This window comes from Dyadobacter sp. CY326 (assembly GCF_021390515.1).
Taxonomy (GTDB): domain Bacteria; phylum Bacteroidota; class Bacteroidia; order Cytophagales; family Spirosomataceae; genus Dyadobacter.
Window position 1 is genome coordinate 137,659 of the sequence record NZ_JAJUXI010000006.1, and the last position, 19,176, is coordinate 156,834.

At 45.5% G+C, this 19,176-nt stretch carries 17 protein-coding genes and 1 tRNA gene; 7 read left to right on the forward strand and 11 right to left on the reverse strand.

The window, feature by feature from the left end; genetic code table 11:
- Positions 1–24 precede the first annotated feature (24 nt).
- From LZG73_RS13420 to modA, 5 genes are all read right to left on the reverse strand, one after another.
- The gene (locus LZG73_RS13420; protein WP_233850203.1) at positions 25–4,137 is read right to left on the reverse strand and encodes an FG-GAP-like repeat-containing protein; all 4,113 of its coding nucleotides are present in this window, start codon (positions 4,135–4,137) and stop codon (positions 25–27) included.
- A gap of 142 nt (positions 4,138–4,279) precedes the next feature.
- Positions 4,280–4,957 (reverse strand): SGNH/GDSL hydrolase family protein, encoded by a 678-nt coding sequence (locus LZG73_RS13425; protein WP_233850205.1) that lies wholly within the window; start codon positions 4,955–4,957, stop codon positions 4,280–4,282.
- 73 nt (positions 4,958–5,030) lie between these two features.
- The gene (locus tag LZG73_RS13430) at positions 5,031–5,924 is read right to left on the reverse strand and encodes a sulfate/molybdate ABC transporter ATP-binding protein (RefSeq protein ID WP_233850207.1); all 894 of its coding nucleotides are present in this window, start codon (positions 5,922–5,924) and stop codon (positions 5,031–5,033) included.
- On the reverse strand, positions 5,905–6,579 hold the full coding sequence (modB, locus tag LZG73_RS13435; protein WP_233850225.1) for a molybdate ABC transporter permease subunit: 675 nt from the start codon (positions 6,577–6,579) through the stop codon (positions 5,905–5,907). Before modB ends, LZG73_RS13430 begins: the two co-directional genes overlap by 20 nt.
- A gap of 103 nt (positions 6,580–6,682) precedes the next feature.
- Complete coding sequence (gene modA / locus LZG73_RS13440) at positions 6,683–7,435, reverse strand: molybdate ABC transporter substrate-binding protein (protein WP_233850227.1); 753 nt, start codon at positions 7,433–7,435, stop codon at positions 6,683–6,685.
- A gap of 140 nt (positions 7,436–7,575) precedes the next feature.
- On the opposite strand from modA, the gene LZG73_RS13445 reads away from it, so the two are divergent.
- From LZG73_RS13445 to LZG73_RS13455, 3 genes are all read left to right on the forward strand, one after another.
- Positions 7,576–8,733: a pyridoxal phosphate-dependent aminotransferase gene (locus LZG73_RS13445; RefSeq protein WP_233850233.1), complete on the forward strand. Its 1,158-nt coding sequence runs from the start codon at positions 7,576–7,578 to the stop codon at positions 8,731–8,733.
- A 34-nt stretch (positions 8,734–8,767) separates the two neighbouring features.
- Positions 8,768–9,625 carry a prephenate dehydrogenase gene (locus LZG73_RS13450; RefSeq protein WP_233850234.1) on the forward strand — a complete coding sequence of 286 codons (858 nt, stop codon included), beginning with the start codon at positions 8,768–8,770 and terminating at the stop codon, positions 9,623–9,625.
- A gap of 162 nt (positions 9,626–9,787) precedes the next feature.
- On the forward strand, positions 9,788–10,567 hold the full coding sequence (locus LZG73_RS13455) for a murein L,D-transpeptidase catalytic domain family protein (RefSeq protein WP_233850236.1): 780 nt from the start codon (positions 9,788–9,790) through the stop codon (positions 10,565–10,567).
- Here LZG73_RS13455 and LZG73_RS13460 read toward each other — a convergent pair.
- From LZG73_RS13460 to hflX, 3 genes are all read right to left on the reverse strand, one after another.
- The gene (locus LZG73_RS13460; RefSeq protein ID WP_233850238.1) at positions 10,525–11,721 is read right to left on the reverse strand and encodes a L,D-transpeptidase family protein; all 1,197 of its coding nucleotides are present in this window, start codon (positions 11,719–11,721) and stop codon (positions 10,525–10,527) included. The two genes, LZG73_RS13455 and LZG73_RS13460, sit on opposite strands and share 43 nt — an antisense overlap.
- A gap of 271 nt (positions 11,722–11,992) precedes the next feature.
- A tRNA-Arg gene (locus LZG73_RS13465) sits at positions 11,993–12,064 on the reverse strand.
- 46 nt (positions 12,065–12,110) lie between these two features.
- Positions 12,111–13,346, reverse strand: coding sequence for a GTPase HflX (gene hflX, locus LZG73_RS13470; protein WP_233850240.1), 1,236 nt, complete (start codon positions 13,344–13,346; stop codon positions 12,111–12,113).
- A gap of 328 nt (positions 13,347–13,674) precedes the next feature.
- Here hflX and LZG73_RS13475 point away from each other — a divergent pair, with 328 nt between their 5' ends.
- The 4 genes from LZG73_RS13475 to LZG73_RS13490 all read left to right on the forward strand — a co-directional run bounded on the left by LZG73_RS13475 (position 13,675) and on the right by LZG73_RS13490 (position 17,712).
- Positions 13,675–15,060, forward strand: a complete 1,386-nt coding sequence (locus LZG73_RS13475; RefSeq protein ID WP_233850242.1) for an MATE family efflux transporter — start codon at positions 13,675–13,677, stop codon at positions 15,058–15,060.
- Between the two features lie 97 nt (positions 15,061–15,157).
- Positions 15,158–16,549, forward strand: a complete 1,392-nt coding sequence (locus tag LZG73_RS13480; RefSeq protein WP_233850244.1) for an MBL fold metallo-hydrolase — start codon at positions 15,158–15,160, stop codon at positions 16,547–16,549.
- A gap of 82 nt (positions 16,550–16,631) precedes the next feature.
- Positions 16,632–17,207, forward strand: coding sequence for a YeeE/YedE family protein (locus LZG73_RS13485; RefSeq protein ID WP_233850246.1), 576 nt, complete (start codon positions 16,632–16,634; stop codon positions 17,205–17,207).
- Positions 17,208–17,214: 7 nt separating this feature from the next.
- Complete coding sequence (locus LZG73_RS13490) at positions 17,215–17,712, forward strand: DUF6691 family protein (protein WP_233850255.1); 498 nt, start codon at positions 17,215–17,217, stop codon at positions 17,710–17,712.
- Here the strand turns inward: LZG73_RS13490 and LZG73_RS13495 are convergent, their stop codons facing one another.
- The 3 genes from LZG73_RS13495 to LZG73_RS13505 form a co-directional block, all read right to left on the reverse strand.
- Positions 17,713–18,456 (reverse strand): class I SAM-dependent methyltransferase, encoded by a 744-nt coding sequence (locus LZG73_RS13495; protein ID WP_233850257.1) that lies wholly within the window; start codon positions 18,454–18,456, stop codon positions 17,713–17,715.
- 93 nt (positions 18,457–18,549) lie between these two features.
- Entirely contained in the window at positions 18,550–18,891 is a 342-nt protein-coding gene (locus tag LZG73_RS13500; RefSeq protein ID WP_233850259.1) for a heavy-metal-associated domain-containing protein, read from the reverse strand.
- A 20-nt stretch (positions 18,892–18,911) separates the two neighbouring features.
- On the reverse strand, positions 18,912–19,148 hold the full coding sequence (locus LZG73_RS13505) for a heavy metal-binding domain-containing protein (protein WP_233850261.1): 237 nt from the start codon (positions 19,146–19,148) through the stop codon (positions 18,912–18,914).
- Positions 19,149–19,176 lie beyond the last annotated feature (28 nt).

Consider the following 19,176-nt stretch of genomic DNA (forward strand, 5'->3'; position numbering starts at 1 on the left):
GAGCAAAATTTTCTCTCTCCCCGACTATCGGTTTATTGCCACTTTGTGTGACGTTTGCGTGCCATCCTTGCGACTTATTACCAAAATGTAAACCCCAGATTCGAAGCCCTTCACATCAACATGATTTTGAACGGTTTTACAAACTGATTTGCCGGTCGAAGTATAAAGTTGAATGTGACTAGTTAGCTCCGGATTTTCTGTTTCAATAAATAATTTGTCCGAAACAGGATTGGGATAAATGCGAACATTGTCTTTGAATGACTCGACAGACACCGCTTTACGCTTAACTGTTTCCGACATATTATCGACAACATCCTCCGGCGCAGGCGCACTATTATTCCCGACCAGATAAGCAGGTAAGTAGCGCCACGGGCCATAGAGCTGGCCGGTTAGTGCAAGTGCACGATCGTATTTCACTCTCACGCGTATTTTGGTTGAAGGCCCTTGTTTATCGACCAGATTTTTTAACTCCACACCCCCAATTCCCAAGTCCAAATAGGCACTTTGTGAGCTTGTGGACTGCGTGCTAGTGGTAATAACATTATTGCTACCCTTTGAAAATCCTTCACCCTTAGCTTTTGTCTCCCAGAGTAGTTTTCCTTTATTTCTCCCTAGGAATGACCTCGCGTAAAGGCTTGCTCCGAAGTTGGTTTGAGCCTTCTGGGATTGGTTAATTGGGGTTGTGAGATTTGAGTTATACAGGCGTGGGTTATTACGGACGCCTGCTCCATTATTCCCTTTATAAAGGGTCGCCCCATTAATTGCATTTCCAGCGTAAGCAAACATAGACCCAATCAATACATCGGAATAGCCATCTCCATTAACGTCTCCGGCACTAGAAACAGATGTCCCGGCCAATACGCCATCATCATCGCCATAAAAATTTATTAGATTAAGCGAAGAGACACCCGTAGGTGAACCAAAATAAAGAAAGGCGGCTCCTCGACCAAAAGGGGGGTGATTAGGGGCTCCTACAATGATGTCGCCATAGCCATCCCCGTTAAAATCACCTGCCTTTGATATAGAATACCCAAAGACTTCTACCAATCCAATCTCTATCTTGGTTTTCGACGAATTATTATTTATTCCATTCTGTGTGCCGTAGTAAGCGAATACGGCATCGAAATTTGGAGCACTTTCTGACTTAGGACAACCAATCGCAATGTCGGCAAATCCATCTCCATTGATGTCGCCTGCGCCAGATACACTTTCGCCAAAAAATTCATTCAGACTGCCTTCCAGGATGGTTGGGTTATTGGTTATTCCCAAAGCTGAACCATAGAAAAGATATGCAGCTCCGACCCAGCCTGACCCACCATTGTAATTTGCGGCTCCTGCAATGATATCATCAAATCCATCGCCATTAATATCTCCGGCACAGGCAACTGAACCTCCAAATTTTGAGTTTTTTTTGCCTTCCAATACGATTGCGACATTGGTGTTGATCCCTTGCGCGGAGCCATAATAGACAAAAGTAGCCCCGAGCTGTTGATTGGTAACTGGATTTGTATACCATGAATCACCCACTACAACGTCATCATAGCCATCCCCATTCACATCTCCGGCACCTGCCACACTTTCAGCAAATTCACGGTTTGTCTCAGGATTAACAGACCTCAAAATTGACGGGTTATTCTTATTAATGCCTTGACTTGATCCGTAATAAACGAAAGCCCCCCCGCCATCTGTTATGATCCCATTTTTAGGATCATGGTTTTCCTCAAAGCTAGTATCTCCAATTATAATGTCGTCATAACCATCACCATTCACATCTCCGGCGCTAGCAACTGACTCTCCGAAATACTTTTTTTCCGGAATGTTATCAATAATGGTAACACTATTAACGTCGATTCCTTGTGGTGATCCATAATATATAAAAGCCCCACCATAACTATGATATACCCCATTATCATAACCTGAATCACAGATTATGATGTCACCAAAACCATCTCCGTTTATGTCTCCGGCGGTAGTAACAGCTTGCCCAAAGTTACCACTATATGGAGATTCTCCATCTGTATATGGAATTCCGTAAAATTTTGTGGGATAACTATTAACGCCTTCGGCCTTCCCCAACCAAACAAACGCCGCACCTTCATCATTATGGCCATTGTCATAGACAATCGCCCCAACAACCACATCACTGTAACCATCGCCATTGACATCGCCTGCGCTGCTGACGTTGCTGCCAAATTGTGCGCCGGCCTGGTTGCTTTCGAGAGTGGAAACAGGATTTGCTGACAGGCCGGTTGATGATCCTTGGTAAATGAATGCGGCACCTTCATTGCTCTGGTCGTTGTCATAATACATTGCCCCAACAATCACGTCGGCATAACCGTCGCCATTCACATCGCCTGCGCTGGCGACTGAATAGCCTAACTGGGCTTCCACTTGATTCTTTTCCAGCACGACCGCTGGCGCAGCACTTACACCCTGCCCAGAACCATAATGTACGAATGCCACACCTTCATTTGTTTGGCCTTTGTCATACATGTTGGCTCCGAGAATGATGTCGCTGTAACCATCGCCATTGACATCACCTGCAGAAGCCACGGTATGCCCCAGATAAGCATTGGCCTGGTTACTTTCCAATATTGTTGCTGCTGCCGTGTTTAGGCCAAGCGCTGATCCGTGATACACGAAAACCGCTCCTTCGTCGGTTTGACCTTTATCATATGTGCGGGCGCCCACGACCAGATCGCTGTAACCGTCGCCGTTCACATCCCCAGCACCAGTGGCACAAAAGCCAAACATGGATTCGGGCTGGTTCTGTTCAATGAGCACCGGATTGACATTAAGCCCTGCTGCTGATCCATGATAAATAAATACAACCCCTTCATTGGCCTGCCCATTGTCATAGGCCCTTGCGCAAACTGCCACATCGCTATAACCATCGCCATTAACATCGCCAGCCATGCCAACCGCATTGCCCATGTTGGCTTCCGGCTGGTTGCTTTCCAGAACAAGTGATGCAGCTTTGTTGATTCCTTGTGCCGAACCGTAGTAAATGAATGCAGCTCCTTCATTGGTTTGCCCTTTGTCATAAAAGAGCGCCCCAACGACGATATCGCTGAAACCGTCCTTATTAATATCCCCCGCAGAAGAAACAAAAGACCCAAACCGGGCTTCTTTCTGATCTCCTTCGAGCATAACCACCGCTGCCGGGTCAATGCCGGAAGCTGTTCCATGGTAAACAAAGACAGCACCTTCGTCGATCTGACCGTTGTCATATTTTGAAGCGCTGACCAGGATATCGCTGTAACCATCGCCATTGACATCGCCCGCACTGGACACTGCGCCACCCATCCAGGCCCCAGCCTGATTACCCTCAACCGTCGCATTCGCATTGCCGGGATTGCCATTGACAACAATCGGGTCGATGGTGACTGGGTAGGCGGCGTCCTGAACATTGACGCTTAGCTTGACGAGGCCATCTTCGTAGCGTAGTGTTGCCGGAATTACTTTTCCATCTGCGTCCCAGCAGTTAACGTCTTTATAGATCAGACTTGCAATTTGCTCGCCGTTTTTATTTTCAGTAAAGAAGTGCAGTTCGTTGTTTTGCAGGTCATCCACTTTTAAGCCAATGGCTGACAATTTTACTTGCAGCTCTTTTGTGTCTTCGGGCGCGGAATCAATAATGAAATTCTGGCGGACGCCTTCTTCATTGTTGATGAATTCTTCGCTAAAACCTTTGTGTTTAATGACAAGCTTGTTGTCTATATGATCTGAAACTGCATTGGCTTGGGCAGAGAAGATCTTTTTCCCATCGGCCAAGATGCCTTCATTGACCAATTTCAGAGAAAAGTTGTGACCTGCCGAATCCACCCTGTTGTTAACTGTCAGCTCGCCTGGCTTGTAGTAAGCACGCAGGCGTTGCTTGCGGTTGGGGCTTTGGAGCAAGTTTTTTTCTGTGTCCAGCGAAATGTTGTATTCGCGCTTGGCAAGGCTTTGCTGGATGCTGGTGATGGTGCTGTCGTGGACGACATTTTGCTGATCCGGAATGCGCTTTGAATTCTTTGGAACGGGGTTGCCTGAGATGGGTTCGACAGCGGTCTGCCTCTGCATTTTTACTACATAAGCCGCCGTCAGCAGTAAAAATAACAATGCATAGATGCCCCTTTTGTAATGCTGTTTCATAGTCTGAATTTTAGATTCAATAAAAATCCGGAATGACATAAAGCCACTCCGGCAAATGTTATTGAATCAAAACTCTAGACTGTTAACCGATGAATAAACGGCCGTGACCAATGAGCAGAAGGAAAAAGATGCAAATAAAATCTCACTTCTGAACCAACGCTTCCATCATGCGCTCAGCCAAGAACTTGTTTCCTTCGTCTGTCAAATGCACCCTGTCGGAAGTTAGAATGCCTTTTTCTTTATTTTCTGGGTTGTTTTGGATCAGGTAATCCTGGAAAGATTTTCTTAGATCACAGAGTTGCAGGCTGTTGCGGGTGGCGATTTCGCGGATAAGTTTTGAATATTGGTTCAAGTCGCCGTCTTGTGGGTTCGAATTGTCATTTTTCTCGCCGATAACCGTTGGCGTACATACGATGACGCGGATGTTTTGGGCTTTCATTTTTTTGATAAGCGCCTCGTAAAATTTGACATATTTGTCGGGATCGGTTCCGGTTCCTGAGGATGTTTTGTGCCATACATCGTTGATTCCCACGTAAATGAAAACTACATCGGGCTTTTTTGATAGCACATCGTCTTCGAGTCTTAAATAAAGATCATATACTTTATTGCCACCGATTCCGGCCCCAATGAGCTCATATTGAGTGTCCTGACCTTTGGATTTGAGCGTTTCGGTCATTTTGGTGATGTAGCCGGTGGGGCCAACGCCCGCCTGCGTAATGGAATCTCCAAAAAATATAACGCGCAAAGGTTTGTCCTGACGCATTGCAATCAGAGGCAAAGCAAAAATCGCAATCTGCAAAAGTTTAAAAATGAGCCGCATATAAATTGATAAATTGTTTTTTGGAACAAAGGCCGGTGACATTTAAAATTACCCTAAGCAAGTTTTTGATTTGTCAATGTCTGATGAGCGCAACCCGAGCGGAATCAATGGGATAATGCAATGTGAATGTGTTCCCGGAAATCATTTCGGCTTCCAGATTCAATGGTAAAGTCAGTGTTCGAACTTTATTTTCGACCAAGGCGGTCACCAAAAGATGATTATCCAGCTTGACACAGCTAAGCACTTCTCCAAAAATTACAAAATCGCCGGTCTGCTGTTTTTCCCCTGAATATATTTCCCTGGGCGCACCGCGGCGGGCAACTTGGCCATTTTGAAGGATTGCAACCTGGTCTGCCAGCCGGAAAATTTCTGCAATATCGTGCGTGACGATTATGGTTGTAAGCTGATTTTGCTGGTGAAATTTCAAAAGCATATCCTGCAAATGGTAACGCATTTCGTAATCCAAAGCAGCGAAAGGCTCATCGAGGAGCAGTAACTCAGGTTTCCTCACCAATGCACGCGCCATTGCAACACGCTGCTGCTGTCCACCGGAGAGCTGGTTGGGTCGCCGGTTGGCGAGTTGGGTGAGTTCTGTTGCATCCAATAATTCGTTCACAACCCGATCGTCGCTCCCTTTTTTTAGTCCAAAAAGCAAATTTTCCTGAACCGTCAAATGTGGAAACAATGCGTAATCCTGAAAAACGAATCCAATGTTGCGAAGCTGCGGAGGCGTTTTCGTTTCGGATGTGGAATCGAACCAGACTTGTCCATTGAATGAAATTTTTCCGCTTTCTGGGGTTAGTAAACCTGCTATTTGCCTCAATAATGTGGTTTTTCCAGCTCCGGAAGGACCGGTTATCGCGAGCACTTGACCCTTTTTAAGCGTCAATGCAATGTCCATCGGCATAATGCCTCCAACGGTTTGCAGAGAATGCTTGATATGAATGTCAAGAAGGCTGTCGGACACGGAGCAGGCGGTTGTTAACTGAATAGACCAACAGCAAAATAACAAATGTAATCGCAAAAAGCACCATCGCATATTCATTCGCAGCGCCATAATTAAGCGCCTCGACTTCATTATAAATCGCCACAGACGCGACTTTGGTAACACCGGGAATGTTGCCGCCAATCATCAGCACAACGCCAAATTCACCGACTGTATGCGCAAATGTGATCACAAATGCAGTTAAGATCGCAGGCTTGCAATTGGGCAAAAGCACTTTTAAAAAAGTCTCCCATTCACTTTTTCCCAACGTGTAAGACGCCTCTCGCAATGACGCAGGAAGCGATTGCAGACCAGCCCGAATCGGATAAACCATAAAGGGCAAACTATATAAAACAGAAGCAATCACCAGTCCGGGAAAGCTAAAAACCAGCCGCATGCCGAACACATTTTCAATCCAGGCACCAAACCAGTAGGAGGGGCTGAATGCTAAAAGCAGATAAAATCCAATGACCGAAGGCGGCAGCACAAGGGGCATGCCAATCAGCGATTCAATGATCCCACGTCCTTTAAACTTCCCAAAAGCCAGCCAATAAGCCAATGGCAATGCAATCAAAAGCAAGATCAGTGACGTGATCGTTGCGAGTTTGAAGGTTAGCCAGAGGGGTTCGGGGTTCAAGTTAATGTTGAATGATTGAATGATTGAATGAGCGGGCGCCGCTGCGCTGAATGAGCGGGCGCTGTTGCGCTGAATGAGCGTGGGCTGTTGCGCTTAATGTGGGTTATTTGTAGCCGTATCTTTTAAAAATTGCTTTTGCTTTGGTTGAAAATAGAAATTTATAGAATTGTTCGCTGGTTTCTTTTTTTGGGGAATCTTTGCTGTGTTTCAGGAGGATGGCGGCTTGTTCGATGGGTTTGTGGGACGTTGAGTCAATGGTGATGTAACTGCCTTTTCCCTTCATTTCCGGGGATAAAACAATTGATAATGCATTGAAACCAGCTTCTACATTGCCAGAAATAATGTATTGGGCGGTTTGGGCAATGCTCTCTCCGTAGACCAGTTTGTTTTTTGTTTTGTCAAAAAGATTTTTCGCCTTTAAAACTTCAACGGCTGCAACGCCATATGGCGCTGTTTCCGGATTGGGGAGTGCTATTTTTTTAATTTTTGCATCAGCTAAAACTCCGAGGCTTAGCGAGTCTTTTGAAATATTTTTCGACCACAAAACCAATGTGCCTAACGCGTAAATCTTCGGTTGTTCTTCGGAACCGCCGTTTTTGAAGATTTCCAGTGGATATTTTGTGTCAGCCGAAACGAAGACGTCAAATGGGGCGCCTTCCCGGATTTGCGTGGTGAGCTTGCCGGAAGAACCCACAACAATGTCAATCTCTTTTCCAGATTCCTTCTCAAACTCCGCTTTTATCTCCTTCATCACATACTGCACATTGGCCGCGGTGGCAATCACAATTTTTTCGGACGGTTTGGAACAACCTGCCAAAAGCAACGGCAAAAAAAGAAGGAAGCGCTGAATGTTCATCCCGCAATTTAATGGATAAAGCCCGAATGTTCATTGCTTCCCATTGCGTTAAAAATCGTAAATTGCGCGCCATTTCAAATAAAATTTTGAGATGAACAATGGCGTAACCAGCCTCTACAAGTGTAATTAACAGTTAAATAATGATTATAGATACTGCCCAGCGCACCAAGCAGACGTCCGAATACTACTTTTCGGTGAAGCTTGCGGAAGTGCGCAAATTGATTGCAGAAGGACATGATGTCATCAATCTCGGAATCGGAAATCCGGATATGATGCCTTCAACCGAAACGATAAATGCTTTGTCGGAAGCGGCTCAGAAGCCGCAAGCGCATGGTTATCAACCTTATATTGGGACAGCGGCTTATCGGAATGCAATTGCAGACTATTACAATCATACATATAATGTTACGCTGGACCCGGCCGCGGAGATCTTGCCATTAATCGGTTCAAAAGAAGGCATCACGCACATTTCCCTGACTTTCCTTGATCCGGGCGACGAAGTGCTTGTGCCTGAACTGGGTTATCCGGCTTACCGGGCTGTTAGTCAAATGGTTGGCGCTGTGGTGAAGGAATATCCGCTTCGGGAAGATTTCGGCTGGCAACCTGATTGGAATGCGATGGAAGCGCTGGTTTCTCCAAAAACAAAGATCATGTGGCTTAATTATCCGCATATGCCCACGGGAGCGCCTGCCACGCGCGAATTGTTTGAGGAGGCTGTGGCCTTTGCAACGAAACACAAGATTTTGCTTTGCCATGACAATCCATACAGTTTGATTTTAAACAAAAAGCCGCCTATCAGTTTGTTATCAATTGAAGGCGCTAAGGAAGTGGCGATTGAGCTCAATTCCATGAGCAAATCGCACAATATGGCGGGCTGGCGCATGGGTTGGCTGGCTGCTGCAAAGCCTTATATCAATGCTGTTCTGACGATCAAAAGCAATGTGGACTCAGGCATGTTTTGGGCAATGCAAGAAGCTGCGGTGGCTGCTTTGCACAATTCGGATGCATGGCATGACGAGCGCAATGTGGTTTATCAGGGCCGTTTGGACGCTGCGGAGGCAATTTTGGAATCGATAGGCTGCACCTGGGACAAGCAACAGGAGGGAATGTTCCTTTGGGGCAAATTGCCTGATTCGGTTGAGTCGGCTGAGTCGCTCGTGAACAGTCTGCTAGTTGAAAAATATGTTTTTATTGCACCAGGTTTTATTTTCGGACCAAAAGGTCAGCGCTATATCCGGCTCTCGCTTTGCATGCCGAAAGAGCGCATTTGGGAGGCGGTGGAACGGATCAAGGCTTAACACATTGGTGTTCAATTTATAAAAGAATTGTAGAATGATACTCAGTATTATAGGAGTCGGTTTGCTGGGCGGGTCCTTTGCATTAAGCCTTCGCGAAAAATATCCGAATGTAAAGTTTGTCGGCGTCGATAATTCTTTGGTAAATCAAAAAATTTCTTTGGCAAAAGGCATTGTAGATGAGATCCTTACATTGGATGAGGCTTTGCAGATTGCGGAACTGAATGTTTTAGCCACGCCAGTGGACGCGATCAACAAGTTACTTCCCTACATGCTCGATCGCCTGCCCGATGGCCGCACGATCATGGATCTGGGTTCTACGAAGGAATTGATCTGCCAATTGGCGGACACGCATGCGAAACGCGGCCAATTTGTGGCTGTTCATCCAATGGCCGGAACAGAGAATTCCGGTCCCGGCGCGGCTTTCAAGGAGCTTTTGACGGATAAGAATGTCATTATTTGCGACAAGGAAAAGAGCAATCCGGAGTCATTGGGTCTCGTTGAAACATTCCTGCGTGACGTCGGGATGAAGATACATTACATGAAACCAGTGGAGCACGATCTGCATTTGGCCTATGTTTCGCATTTGAGCCATATCAGTTCTTTTGCGCTTGGGTTGACGGTTTTGGATAAAGAGCGGGATGAAAGAGCGATTTTTGACATGGCAAGCACAGGTTTTTCTTCAACGGTGCGTCTAGCGAAAAGCTCTCCGCAAATGTGGGCTCCGATTTTTGACCAAAATAAAAACAATGTTTCCAAGGCTTTGGGAGATTACATTGAGCTGCTGAAAAAATTCAAGGATGCCATTGACCAAAAGGACTTGAACACCAGTCTCAGCTTCATGAACCGCGCCAATGACATTGGACGCATTCTTGCGGGAATTGAGAAAAAGTAAAAATTATGTTTTGATATGTATTTGAAAAACAGCTTGTTATGAGCTGTTTTTTTGGTTTTCGGAACCATTCATGCAAACCGGGCTGTTAAACATGCACCCTTGAACGGGTTAATTCGCATCCGCTCTCAATCGAAAATAGATTATTCAATAAAACGATTAGAAATGACAAAAGCTCAGGCAGTTTTAGTAGCAGTAATGATTGCACTTAGCGTTTCCTTCGGATTAAAAAAATTCGACTCAGTTTCAGACCTCACGACTCCTAAACCAACATTAACGTTAAAGTCGGATTCCACAGCCAGACCACAATGGGCTGCATTGTACGACTCACTCGACCTTAAAAAACAAGGACTTTCGGAAACGGCATTCTATTACGCATGGTATGGATTTCAGAAAATGAAACTCAGCAATTCCGTGCTTGCGATCGCAGATTTTACGCAGTCATCGCGCAACAAGCGGCTTTATGTAATTGATTTGATTAAGAGAAAAGTGTTGCTGAACACCTACGTGGCGCACGGCAGAAACTCGGGTTCTGAGTTTGCAGAGCATTTTTCCAATGATAATTCTTCCTTCCAGTCAAGCCTTGGTTTTTACAAAACACTGGGCACTTATCAAGGCAAGCACGGCCTATCGCTTCGCTTGGAAGGCATGGAAAAAGGCATTAACGATCGCGCTTTGGAAAGGGCTATCGTCATGCATGGAGCGGATTATGTGAGTGAATCTTTCATAAAAAATACCGGAAGACTAGGCAGAAGCCTCGGCTGTCCGGCAGTTTCAATTTCCGATTCTAAGAAGTTGATTAATATGCTTTACAATGGTGCTGGACTATTTATTTATTCCACCAACCAGCAATATTTTAAGAAGTCATCGCTCTTGTCCGGCTTGCCGATCAATGAGCTTCGTCAAACCTTAGGCGATCCTTTTTTATACACATCTTCAAAGTAAAGTAACTCTCCTTTTGCATTACAATCCGCGCCCAAATAAAGCAGGAACACAGGAATTCTGGTTTGTAGTTTATGCCATTTCGGTGGGGTGGAAACGGTGTCTGGCTCGGTCATGAAGTCGTTATCGAGCAGCTTTGTTCCGGCCATGTAATTAGCGAGATCTGTCGGTCGTTGCACGCGCACGCAACCGTGGCTTCTCCATCTTGAATTGCTGTTAAACAAATATCTTGCATTGGTGTCGTGCAGATAAATCGCTAACGGGTTCTTGATTTCAACTTTCAGCAAGCCCAACGAGTTGTCTTCTCCCGTTTCCTGACGGAAGCGATAAGGAAACTTTTCAGCAGTCAGCTCTTCCCAGTTAATTTCCTCAGGATTAAGTGCTTCGCCCTTATTATTAATGATTTCAATGCGGTTTCTCGACAAATATTCAGGATCGCTCATTGCTTTTGGGAATATTTCCTTGATGGCAATGCTTTTGGGAACATTCCAATAAGGATGCGTCACAATGCTCGTTGCGTAGGTGTCGATCGTGGGCGTCTGCGTGTCGCTCTTGCCAACAACCGTCCGCATGGACAGCACATTTTGGCCTACAGAATCCATGGCGGTTAAATATGCGCCACGAATGTTGACCATGACAAATCGTGGTGCGCCTTTTGCCTGTCTGTTGATCCAACGGTAAGCATTCAACGCTTCTGCAACATATGCCGCGCTGTCAGGCTTGTTTTCCTTCAACAAACGCGCGTAATGGACTTTGAGATTGCGGTAAACCGGATAAACAGGTTCCAGCTTTTCCATCACTTTTGCGACCGATTCACCTTTTACCAGTGCCTCGGCAATATAACGCAGACGCGCTGTGTCTGCTGCGATCTTCTTTTCGGTGTAGCGCAATGCGGGTTTGTGGCCATAACCGGCTTCTTCGAGTAATGCAAATACAGGAGCAACGTCACCGCTGAGCGCAAATTTCTCGACGTTAATGCCCGCGCTTTTACTAAATTCGACTAGTTCTTGATAATGTTTTTCGCTGCTAAGTTCTTTTTCAAGTTCTTCCCGGGACATTTCCGTGGGATTTTTCTTGCAGGATTGGAGAATGGCAAGCGTAAAAAGGATGATGAGGGGGATGTATCGGGTGCGTCCGAGACCAGAAAGCATTTGCATTGTTTTGTATTTAGTTTTGATGAATCCCTACAATTGCCATGCTAACGAATGTTTCTACCAGAAATGCGGAAAGCGGCCAATTTATTTATTACAAAAGCCAGATTTCATTCAATGTTCGCAGGATGTAGATTTGGACACTGGGGAAAATAAGAAACAACTGGCGGTGACTTGTAAGGAGGATTTGAGCTGAGGTCACGCTTGAAAACTCCCATTTTATTAGATGAACTTCGGAGTTAGTAACCAAAAAAGCCAGGCATAAACCTGGCTTCAGTGACCGCGACGGGAATCGAACCCATATCTAGAGTTTAGGAAACTCCTATTCTATCCGTTGAACTACGCAGTCGAATTGGGGTGCAAAACTGGCAAAAAATCATTTGAATTACAAATGATTACTCTTCTGTTTCAACTGCTGTATAACCCAAGTCGAGCCAGTTCGGATAAATCGAGAAGTGCCTTTCCTTAACCATTGAAAACAATGTGTCCCTCAACTCTTCAACGTTTTCCTTCTTTTCTGCCGAAATAAACACAACACGATCCGCTTTATCGGCGATGTAACTTTTCTTCAATTGTTCTAAAACGCTTTCGGTCTGTTCAAGTTCCTGGCCCTCGTCATTATCCGCATTGAATGTCGGATTATAAAGGTCGATCTTGTTGAAAACCAGAATCGTAGGCTTATTTGCAGCGCCTATGTCTTCCAGCGTCTTGTTCACAACATCCAAATGTTCTTCAAAAGATGCATGTGAAATGTCAACCACGTGCAGCAAAATATCGGCTTCCCGCACTTCGTCCAAAGTAGATTTAAAAGACTCGATGAGCAATGTTGGCAACTTCCTGATGAAACCGACCGTGTCCGTCAGCAAAAATGGAATGTTCTCCATATTCACCTTGCGAACCGTCGAATCAACCGTGGCGAAAAGCTTGTTTTCAGCAAACACATCGGCTTTGGAAAGGCCGCGCATCAAAGTGGACTTTCCTACGTTGGTATAACCAACAATGGCCACACGCACGAGCCTGTCGCGCTCCTTGCGGCGCGTTGTGCTCTGGCGGTCAACCTTTTCAAGCTTCTCTTTCAGGAAAGCGATCCGATCTTTTACAATCCGCCTATCCGTTTCCAATTCCGTCTCCCCAGGACCACGCATCCCCACACCAACGCCAGACTGGCGACTTAAGTGAGTCCAAAGGCGAGTCAACCGCGGATACATATATTGATATTGCGCCAATTCAACCTGTAATTTAGACTGAGCAGTTTGTGCCCGCATTGCAAAGATGTCAAGGATCAGTAAGCTCCTGTCAATCACCTTAATGTCTTTAAAAACAGCTTCGAGGTTCCTTACTTGTGACGGTGTCAGATCATCATCATAAAGTATCATGTCGACCGGATTAGCGGTCACATAAATCAATATTTCTTCGAGCTTTCCTTTTCCGGTGTAAGTCCGGATGTCGGCTCTTTCCAAATTTTGTGTAAAGGTCTTAACCGTTTCAACGCCCAATGTCGTAGCCAGAAAAGCAAGCTCGTCCAAATATTCTTTGGTTTTTTCAGCCGGTTGTTTTTGTGTACTAACAGCCACGAGCACAGCAGTTTCCTGCTTTACGGCTGTTGAGTAAGACTTCTTTTTATCAATCATGCAGTGTTATTTTTGTAAGTAATCGTTCCGCAGGCCGCTATAATTTTTATGCCAAATTCGCAGGAAAGAGTAGAGAGGCAACGGTTTGCCAGAAGCAAAAGTTCATTCGGCCAGGCCGCGAAATTACATTTACATCTGAATTAATCCACTATTTTGTTTGAATAATAGAAAAACAGTTTTGTATATTTGCCCAAATTCTGCGAAATATGTTGGTGTTCATCCCCGGTTTACAATAACCACAAGCTTTTTCTAGTCCGCCTGCCGGATATCTTTTTGTGACTTTCGCGGGTCACGCAATTTCTTCTATTCATTTCAAAATATTTCATCCATGAAAAAGTGGTTTCAACTGCTTCGTCAGGCTGTTCGCGGCTCCGAAGAAAGTTTTACCGAAGGAAGCATCAACCGTGCCATATTCCTGCTTTCCGTCCCTATGATCCTCGAAATGGTCATGGAGTCCCTTTTTGCCGTCGTTGACATTTTTTTCGTTTCCAAAGTAAGCACAGAGGCCGTTGCCGTTGTCGGGCTTACCGAGTCTGTTATTACATTGGTCTATTCCGTTGCCATTGGATTGAGCACGGCTGCAACAGCGACCATTGCCCGTCGCATTGGTGAAGGAAATCCTGCACAAGCAAGGCACGCCGTTGGACAAGTTATCGTCATTTCACTGGCTGTTTCTGCGGTCACGGCAACCGTGGGGACATGGTTTGCAGGAGACATTTTAAGGATTATGGGTGCTGATCCTAAGGTCATTGCGATCGGGACAGACTTTGCAAGGATACAATTTTTGAGCAGTCCGGTTGTAATTTTGCTTTATTCTCTGAGCGGTGCATTACGCGGAGCCGGTTCGGCTGCCACAGCCATGAGGTCATTGATTGTTGCCAATGGTTTAAACATGATTTTAGGACCAATTCTAATCTTTGGACTTGGACCATTTCCTGAGCTTGGTGTCACCGGCGCGGCTTTGGCAACAGCATTAGGACGTTCAATCGGGGTTATTTACCAACTTTACTCACTGACCTGGGCCAAGAAATCCCTGGGTTTGCTGTGGGCGGATCTTCGTCCCAATCCGGAAACGATTGCGACAATTGTAAAAGTGGCAACTGGCGGCACCGTCCAGTTCTTGATCGGATCGGCAAGCTGGATCTTCTTGACGCGGATTTTGTCGGAGTTTGGCAGTGACGTTGTTGCTGGTTACACCATTGCAATTCGTGTGATCATGTTCACATTGCTTCCGGCCTGGGGCCTGGCAAATGCCGCTGCAACGCTCGTAGGGCAGAATTTGGGAGCCGGCAAACCTGATCGTGCTGAAAAATCCGTTTGGAAATGTGCATCTTATAATCTCATTTTCCTTGTTGGCCTGGCGGTTTTCATGTTTATCGGCGCAGAGCAACTAATCGGGTTATTTAGCCCGAATCCTCAGGTTATTGCCACGGGCAAAATGGCCTTGCGGGTACTCTGCCTCGGTTACGGCGCTTATGCATATGGAATGGTCGTTATCCAGTCGCTTAATGGGGCGGGGGATACGAAAACCCCGACTGTTTTAAATTTGGTCTGCTTTTGGGCAATCGAAATTCCATTTGCGTATGTGGTTGCCGTTATGCTTAATCTGGGGCCGATCGGTGTTTTCGCATCCGTTCCATTTGCAGAAACAATTCTTGCTGTGCTCGGGATCTGGCGGTTCAGACTGGGGCGCTGGAAGTTGGTAAAAGTGTGATGGAAAAGTCAGGGATGACGCCGGTCATCCCTGATAACCGGAAACAAAAGCGAGGCTGTTTTGGTTAACTTCGCAACATTACTTCAAATTATCCTTCATGAAAATAGAACAAATATACACCGGCTGTCTGGCCCAGGGAGCCTATTTCATAGTTTCTAACGGCGAAGCGGCGGTCATTGATCCTTTGCGCGAAGTGGCGCCTTACATTCAAAAGGCTGAGAAGGTTGGCGCAAAGATCAAGTTTGTATTTGAGACCCATTTTCACGCCGATTTCGTTTCTGGTCACCTCGATCTGGCGGAGAAAACCGGAGCAGAAATTGTTTACGGGCCCAATGCCAATCCTGCTTTCAAGGCACACATTGCTGCTGATAATGAGGAGTTTCAGTTAGGCGAGATTACAATTAAAGCATTGCACACACCGGGTCACACACTGGAATCCACGAGTTATTTATTATTTGATAAAAACAAAAAACCGACTGCACTTTTCAGCGGCGACACGCTTTTCATTGGCGATGTGGGCCGTCCGGATCTCGCCCAGAAAGGTGATTTGACGATGGACGATCTTGCCGGAATGTTGTATGAGAGCTTGCGTTCGAAGATTATGACATTGCCTGATGACATCATTGTTTATCCGGCGCATGGTGCTGGATCTGCTTGCGGAAAAAATATGAGCAAGGAAACTTCTGACACGCTGGGCAACCAAAAGCGCTTCAATTATGCTTTAAGGGCAGATATGACCAAGGAGGAATTCATCAGTGAAGTAACCGCCGGCTTGCCCGAACCGCCCAAATATTTTCCTGAAAATGTAAAAATGAACCGCGACGGTTACGAAAGCATTGACGATGTGCTCGAACGCGGCGACCAGGCTTTGTTTGCCGAGGCGTTTGAAGCGAAAGCGAATAACACCGGAGCGCTCATTTTGGACACGCGAAAACCGGAGGATTTTGCGAAAGGATTCATTCCCAATTCCATCAACATTGGCATCGAAGGCGGTTTTGCTCCCTGGGTGGGCGCATTAATTCCGGATCTGAAACAAAATCTGCTGATCGTGACTGAGCCAGGCAAAGAAGAGGAAGTTGTAACACGTTTGGCAAGAGTGGGTTATGATCACACCATTGGCTTTTTGAATGGCGGTTTCGAGGCTTGGGTTAAATCGGGAAAAGAAATTGATTCGGTTGAAAATCTTTCCGCCGACGATTTTGCAAACATTTATACAAATGAAAATCCGGAAGTGATCGACGTTCGCAAACCCGATGAATTTGCTTCCGGTCACATCGAAAGAGCCAAAAATCTGCCGTTGGATTACATTAATGACCTCATGGCTGAATTTCCTAAGAATAAAACGCTTTACGTGCATTGCGCCGGAGGTTATCGCTCCATGATTGCAGCCTCCATCCTAAAATCCCGCGGCATCGACAACGTCATCAACATCAAAGGCGGCTTCAACGCCGTCATCAAAACGAATGTGCCTGTAATGCAGGAGGTTTAGATTTAAACACAATTGATCAAGTGAACTTTTCAACAACTTTACACGATTAATGCTTTGTAATCTATTTAATCTATAATGTTATATGGATGTCCTTGAAATAATTCGTAAACCCTGGCCCTGGTTTATTGCGGGGCCTTTGATTGGGTTGACTGTGCCGGCTTTGTTGTTGCTGGGGAATAAGTCTTTTGGGATTTCTTCTTCGTTGCGTCACATTTGCGCGGCGGTGATTCCGGCAAATATTTCTTTCTTTAAATATGATTGGAAAAAAGGGATCTGGAATTTATTCTTCGTGACCGGAATTATCATTGGCGGTTTTATAGCCGGAATTTATCTTGCAAATCCCGACGAAATTGTAGTCGCTGATGCAACACAACAAACATTGCGCGGACTTGGGTTGACCGATTTTTCCGGTTTAATGCCAAAAGAAATTTTCAGCGCCGCCAACATTCTTTCGCTCAAAGGTCTCATTTTCCTTGTTCTTGGAGGTTTTCTGGTTGGTTTCGGAACGCGCTATGCGGGCGGATGCACGTCGGGACATTCAATTACAGGCTTAGCGACATTGCAATGGCCCTCGCTCGTTGCAACAATGTGTTTCATGATTGGCGGCCTGATTTGCACACACTGGATTTTGCCATTTCTTTTCACATTGGTTCTTTAATTGAGATATGGAAAAGTCAGAAAATACACTTGCCGCCGAGCTTTTGGAAGAAGACAAGGACGGCAGCAACACGCAAAAGTCAACAGAAGGCTTCACCGCAAACTTCAAATATCTGATCATCGGCGTGCTTTTCGGGATTGTTTTTGTGAAAGCAGAAATCGTTTCCTGGTTCAGAATTCAGGAAATGTTCCGTTTTGATTCATTTCACATGTATGGCGTAATCGGCTCTGCGGTGATTGTAGGCCTTATTTCGGTTCAGTTAATCAAGCGATTGAACATTAAAACCACTTCCGGTGAGGAAATCGTTATTCCGGACAAGACGTTCAGCAAAGGCCAAATTTACGGCGGACTGCTATTTGGAGTCGGTTGGGCAATTACCGGCGCTTGCCCTGGACCGTTGTTCGCGCAGATCGGAGCCGGTTATCTGGGCGTGATCATTACATTGCTCAGCGCCATTGCCGGCACCTGGACTTATGGTTTGTTGAGGCCAAAACTGCCTCATTGATCACAGTTTACGAGCAGCCAGGTAAAGCTGTTCATCACCCAATGTGAACGGATCGGCTTCAAGATTTCCGAATGTTCCGACAACTTCGAGTCCGGCAACTTCAAACATATAAGTGATTTCCGAAAGCGTATAAATATGCTGACGCACCGTATGCGTCACTTTTTCCGAGCCTGAGATGAATGTCTGTTCCGCTTCAATGTAACCGGCTTCGGCACGATAATCGTTTTCAGCAAGATAAATGATGTCGTCTTTGACAGGCATCCAGTTTCGTGTTTGGAAATTTGGTAAGATGCTCTCAGCCAGATTTTCGGTATGAATTACGATATGACCGCCTGATTTGACAGCATTGGCCATTTTTGAAATAAATCGCTGCATATCCGACCTCGGGAAAAAACTGAAACTATTGCCCACACAATATGCGGCATCAAAAGTCTTTTCTTCAAAATCACATTGCAAAACATCTTCGCAAATCACCTGCAACGGCAACTTCTGCTTTTTTGAAATCGCCTCTAATTCATCACAATATTCAGCGGAAATGTCAACACAAGTCAGTTTGCAGCCAGCTTCTGCAAGCGGAACCGCATGACGCCCATATCCCGAAAGCAAGTCCAAAACCTTGCTCCCTGCTTCAATTTCAAGCACATCGCGGAGAAAATCCACTTCAAAATCAGTGTATTCTTCGTCTTGATGCAGTTTCCAGGCGCGTTGCGGAAGTCCTTTGAAATATGAATGATACCAAGCCACAAGAGGAGTGATTTAATGAGCCGCAAAACTACAAAAAAAGCCGCCAGATGAATGGCGGCTTTGAACTAATAAACTTTTCAGCCTAATAAAATGCTAATGTGCGGCGGCCGTTTTACGACAGCAACTTGGCAACTTGTCATGCGCTTTTTGGTTCGCCGGCTGGTCATCCGCATCATAGCCAGAGTTCATAATGGTGGCTTTAATGGCTTCCGGAGTGGTTTTGTTCGGGTTGTATTTAACCGTAACCACTTTGTCTTTCAAATCCAGATTAGACTCTTTTACGCCTTTTGACAGTCCCAGGTTGCGTTCAATGCGCGCTTTGCACATTTCGCAAATTGCCGAAGTTTTGATTTTAATTTCCTTGTCTCCTTCGGCCTGAGCAATGTTGAGCCCGATAAAAAAGACGGTTAATATGGTTAAAATGGTCGTTCTCATGATTTCTATTGGTTGAATAATTAATGATTGTGTGCAGCAGAATCCGTTTCTGCCATGGCAACTTCTTGTAAATCCATTTTGCAGACAGGACATTTGCCCGCGTGTGCATAGGTTTTTTCGCCTTCGCATTGCATCGGGCAAGCATATGTTTTTGCAGCTGACACTTTGGTTTCGGTCGATGCATGCTCAGCTTTGTCGTCTTTCGCTGCGCAAGCCATAAAAACAAACATCAGCGACGCACATAGGACATTTTTCATGGTTATTGAAGGTTTTGTTTAATGTCAA